Genomic DNA, 5189 nt, shown 5'->3' with positions numbered 1-5189 from the left:
GATCACCATTCCGATGATCGCGCCGTCACTGGCGGCCGGCGGCATGATGTCGTTTGCCTTGTCGCTGGATGATCTGGTGTTGGCGAGCTTTGTGTCCGGGCCAGGCTCCACGACCCTGCCGATGGAAGTGTTCTCGGCGGTGCGCCTGGGCGTGAAGCCTGAGATCAACGCCGTGGCCAGCCTGATTCTGCTGGCGGTGTCGCTGGTGACCTTCCTGGTCTGGTTCTTCAGCCGTCGCGCCGAAGAAAGCCGCAAACGTGCGATCCAGCAAGCCATCGAGGAAGCCGCTGCCGACTCCTGGAAACAACCGGACGTACGTCGGGCGCAGGCACCGGAAGCGGCTTAAAACTGCTGCCGATCAAAAGATCGCAACCTGCGGCAGCTCCTACAGTGGAATGTGAATCCCGTAAGAGTTGCCGCAGGCTGCGATCTTTTGACYTTATGGCCCAGAATTTTGTGGCGAAGGCGTCAGCCCGGCCAGAAAAAATCTACCGCGCCGGCAACAGCTTCAAGGTGCTGCGGGTATTGGCCATCACTTCTTCCTCATTGAAATTCGCCTGGTAATAAACCCCTTCGATATACGCCTCGGCCTGGTCGGCATAGTGGCTGTCGAACGGCACGCCGCTCTGGCCCACCGGGTTGATGGTCAGGCTATGGGCCGGGTCGGCGAAGTCGATCAGCCGCCGGGTCGACGGGCCGTAGGTCACGGGCCACGGCGCCGAGCCGATCTTGGCCGAGAGGTTGTTCGGTACTTCGTGGGTGCCGGGTGCCGCGAATGGGCCAACGTTGAAAATCTGGTCCAGGGGCTTTTGCATCCCCAGCGGATGGCCGTGGGTCAGGGTGTGCGCCTTGCCCCACTGCCATTGCGCGGAATCGGCGCCAAGGGTGGCTTTGAGATGAGCCATGCTCGCTTGCCAGGCCACCTTGACCGTATCGGCGCGGGTTTCCTTGCCAGGGGTGTTGCGATTGTCCCACCACGGCGAGTCGGCGGAGGCCGCCAGGCGCGGCAGCGCGGCATCGATCACCCGGGTCGGGAGCAGCGTTTCGAAGAAGTCATTGCCCAGTTCATCGTGCATCGTCGCGTCGGCGAGGTTGAACAGAAACTGGTTGAACAGGGTGGCGCTGATGGAGTCCAGTGGGTAATCGCCGCTCCACTGCGCCAGTTGCTCCACCAGTTTGAGTTCGGCCGGGTCGCTCACCACTTCACGCAGTACCGGCAGCAAAGGCGCCAGCAAGCGCGGCCCGTAGGCGGTGGTCGTACCCAGTTGCAGCTTCTGGTTGGCCGCGTTGTCCCACTTCACGTTCTTGTCGCTGAGCTGGCGATTGAGCTGCTGCCCGCGATCGGCGAGGTTGTAGTAGCCGGGAATTTCCATGCCGGTCGGCGACACCGGTTGGAAGTTGGCCGAGACGATGTAGCCCCGCGCCGGGTTTTCTTCCTGCGGGTTGGCACTGAACGGGTAAAAACCTTCCTTGTCCGCCTGAGGGGTGCTGCCGTCGAGGATGAAACCGGGCTTCACCCCGGCCGGACGCTTGGGCAGCAACGCCGAGGCCCACCAGCCGATGTCGCCCTTGGCGTTGGCGTAGACGATGTTCAACCCTGGAGCCTGAACCTTGGCGGCCGCGGCGCGGGCCTTGGCCAGGGTGTCGGCGCGATTGAGCTGGTAGAAGCCGTCAAGGATCGGATTCGGGGTTTCGAGGAACGCCCACCACATGGCAACCGGCGTCTTGCCGGCGGCAGTGCCAAGCGCATCGTTGACGATCGGGCCATGGGGCGACTGGCGCAGCGTCAATGTGACCGGTGACTGGCCTTTCACTGCGATCTGTTGTTCGGTGGTGACCATGTCCACCCACTTGCCGCGATRCCAGACCTGGTTCGGGTTGTCCGGGTTGACCTTCTCGGCGATCAGGTCCAGATCGTCGTTCTGGAACATCGTCAGGCTCCAGCCGAAGTCCAGGTTGTGGCCGAGAAATGCAAACGGCACCAGCGCCTGATGGTAGCCATACAGCTCGAAGCCTGGCGCCGACAGGTGCGCCTCGTACCACACTGACGGCACCGAGAAGCGTATGTGCGGGTCACCGGCCAGCAGCGGCTTGCCGCTTTTGCTGCGGTTGCCGGAAATCACCCAGGCGTTGCTGCCTTCGAATTGCGGCAGGCCGTGGTCGGCCAGAGCCTGCTCACTCAGACGGGCAAGGGCGTTCAGGTCTTTCCAGTCACTGGCGGCGAGGACCGGCGCGGGGCTGGGGCGCCTTTTGGCCAGCAGGCCCTTGGGCTGCCAGTCGAGGTCGAAGATGTTCAGGTAATCGGCGCCCAGTTGGTCACGCACGTAAGTCAGCAAGGGTTCGGTGCGAAACGCCGCGGCAAAGCTGTAGGCCATGTAGCCGGCGATGCTGATGCTGTCTTCGGCGGTGAAAGGGCGCTTGGGGATTCCCAGCACGTCGAACTCTACTGGCGCGGCGTGGCTGTCCTGATATTGATTGATGCCGTCCAGATAGGCTTGCAGGGCCTTCCACGCCGGCGACTCACGATCCAGCGCGGCCACGTAACTGTCAGCACGTTCGCGGATGCGCAGGCTGCGAAACAGTTTGTCGGTGTCGAGCAGTTTCGGGCCGAGGACTTCGGCCAGCTCACCACGGGCCAGGCGCCGCACGGCTTCCATCTGGAATAGTCGGTCCTGGGCCTGCACGTAGCCGAGGGCGCGGTAGAGGTCGGTTTCGTTTTCGGCGCGGATATGCGGCACGCCGCGCTCGTCGTAGCGCACGGTCACTGAGCCTTGCAGATGCTGCAACGCCACCTGGCCCTGGCGCGTCGGTTGTTTGCTGTACACATACCAGCCGCCCCCGGCGGCGAGCGCGACGATCAGCAAGGCAAGTACGGTCAGGACGCGTTTCATGGTGGCTCCTTGTTCTTTCGGGATTGCCGCCCGTGTGGGCTGCAAACGTGTAGCACAGACCTCCTGTGCCGGGCATCGCGGTCCTGGAAAAGTCAGGAATGCCTTACTTCGCCACCGCGGGCCACGGGCAGTAGCAACCCACCGCCATCGTATGGGTGGCGTTCACCGCCCTGCCTGCGTTCAGCGCTTGCAGGATAGGCTCGATAAAACTGTTGCTCGAATTGCAGGTCAGGCCTTCGCTGTACGGGCCGAAATATGCCAGCTTGCCGTCGCGGTCCCATATCGCCACTGCCGGACTGGCGGGAATCTGTTCGGAGCCAGGCAGGACAGCGAGGGTTTTCAGGCGGCTCAAGGTGCCGGGCAACTGGCCGTGACTGCCGGGCTTTTGTACCGTATAGAACTCGACGCCCTGCGGTACATATTGCTCAACCAGTTCAGTCAGGTGTTGTTGGTTGCCGACATTGCATGGGCAGGCCGGGTCCCAGAAGTGCACCAGGCGAATGGCGCCKGGGCCGGCGAGTTCGTCGGGCAGGCGCAACGGGTCGCCGGAGAACACGGCGGTGTGCGAACTGAAGGCTCGCAGGTAGCGTCCCTGAAACCAGTCGTAAGCGGCCCACAGCACACTGGCACACACAAGGGCGAGCAGGCTGGCAAGCAGTGTGGTGCGATAGGCCGGGCGCATGGGTTTCAATCCTCGAAGGTCGGCTAGCTTGCCATGCTTGYTGCGACAGATGAATATCGCAGGCCGATAAAGTCCGTTTAGCGCTCTGGAATAGCCCRTGTCTGCCACTTTCGATCCCGATCATTTGCGTGCCAGCCTGCGGCCGTTGGCCGAGTGGCGGCCGCTGTCGACGGAGGCCATGGCCTATCAGCGTTTTTACGGGCTGGATTTTCCACAGCGGACCCTGCGCCGTGGCTTGGGGCGTTTCGAGATCGATGGTTATGAAGTGGTCAGCCAGCTCTGGTGGCCCGAGCGGGCGAAGGCGACGCTGTTTCTATTTCACGGCTTCTACGATCACACCGGGCTCTACCGGCATGTGATTGAGTGGGCGCTGGACCAAGGGTTTGCGGTAATCGCCTGCGACCTGCCGGGGCATGGCTTGTCCAGTGGCGAACGGGCGAGTATCAAGGACTTCGCCGAGTACCAGAGCGCCCTGCAAGGCCTGCTGGCCGAGGCGCAGTCGTTGGGCCTTCCGCAGCCCTGGCACTTGTGCGGGCAAAGCACCGGCGGGGCGATTGTGATCGACCATGTACTCAATCAAGGTGCGAGCAGCCCGGCCCAGGGGCAAGTGATTCTGCTGTCGCCCTTGGTGCGGCAGCCCGCGGCGGCCGCTGATCGTGCAGGGGCAGGCGGACATGACCGTGGATTGGGAGCACAACCTTGAAGTGCTGCGAGGCAAGTTCGATCGGCCCCAGGTGTTGATGCTGCCTGAGGCGCGGCATCATCTGGCGAATGAGTCGCCGGGGCTGCGGCAGGAGTATTTCGGGTTTTTGACCAAGCGCATGAGTCGGGATCGGCGGTGACATTTCGATAGTCTTCGCGGGCCATTTCACGGACGCCAAAAATTACTGGGTCAGGCTCGACGTACTTTGCCCCACTGCCAACCCCGCCCGAATCGCCGCCAATGCCGCTTGGTAATAAGCCTTGCCTTCAGAGGACTCGGCAAAGGTCGAAAACTCTTCCAGTTCGTCATCCGACAGGTCGCGATAGACATACAGCAGCGTGTTGTTCAGGTCGGCGCCGATCTGCTCCATCAGGCGCTGGCGCTGACCGTTCAACATGCCTTGAGCCTGACCGTTGCCGAGCAAGCCAGGGATCATCGAACTCAGGCTGTCGGCCGCGACGCCTGCGATCGCCAGGCTGACTTCAGCGCCGGCCTCGCGGGCGGGCAGGGCCTGGGCCAGGTGGCCGATGATCAGTTGACGGGTATCGCTGGCTTGCATCTTCGGCAAGCCCTTGGCGTTTTTCGCCAATTGATCGCGACGGGTCGCCAGCAGTTCGGCGGCGACGATTTTCTTGCCCAGGGGCGATTGAAAGAAGGTCAGCGCAGGTTTCGGGTCGGCGAGCTTCTTGCGCAGTTGCGCTTCGGCGCGCTGGTCCATGGCCTTGGGGGCGAACCGCAGATTGCTGTTGTCGACCAGGGCCTGGAACACTGCCGGTGGCAAGCTGTTCTGATAGCGCTGCTGAGCGGCCGAGAGAGCATCGTTGAAATGCGCGCGTTGTTCTGGCCAACCGGCGACCTTGTACAACTGGTCGTGGCCGTCCGCCCAGGCGGGCAAAACGCAGAACATCAACAG

General features: G+C 62.8%; 3 protein-coding genes and 2 pseudogenes. 2 read left to right on the top strand and 3 right to left on the bottom strand.

All coding sequences use genetic code 11. The features are described 5' to 3' along the window. Positions 1-346, top strand: a pseudogene (locus AC1DLB_RS22545) (putrescine ABC transporter permease PotI); the annotation flags it as partial. 142 nt (positions 347-488) lie between these two features. Here AC1DLB_RS22545 and AC1DLB_RS22540 read toward each other — a convergent pair. Both AC1DLB_RS22540 and AC1DLB_RS22535 read right to left on the bottom strand, forming a co-directional pair. Next, a complete protein-coding gene (locus AC1DLB_RS22540; protein ID WP_477785675.1) occupies positions 489-2891 on the bottom strand; it encodes a penicillin acylase family protein in 2403 nt (800 codons plus the stop codon). A 103-nt stretch (positions 2892-2994) separates the two neighbouring features. Then, positions 2995-3573 (bottom strand): DUF6436 domain-containing protein, encoded by a 579-nt coding sequence (locus tag AC1DLB_RS22535; RefSeq protein ID WP_086944381.1) that lies wholly within the window; start codon positions 3571-3573, stop codon positions 2995-2997. A 97-nt stretch (positions 3574-3670) separates the two neighbouring features. Between AC1DLB_RS22535 and AC1DLB_RS22530 the strand changes: the two are divergent. Continuing rightward, positions 3671-4415 (top strand): annotated as a pseudogene (locus tag AC1DLB_RS22530) (alpha/beta hydrolase). Positions 4416-4457: 42 nt separating this feature from the next. On the opposite strand, the gene AC1DLB_RS22525 reads toward AC1DLB_RS22530, so the two are convergent. Further along, on the bottom strand, positions 4458-5189 hold a 732-nt coding region (locus AC1DLB_RS22525), incomplete at its 5' end, for a DUF2059 domain-containing protein (RefSeq protein ID WP_477785674.1).

The sequence above is a fragment of the Pseudomonas sp. 05N434 genome (assembly GCF_056396965.1).
This window is presented reverse-complemented; position numbering and strand designations above follow the sequence as displayed.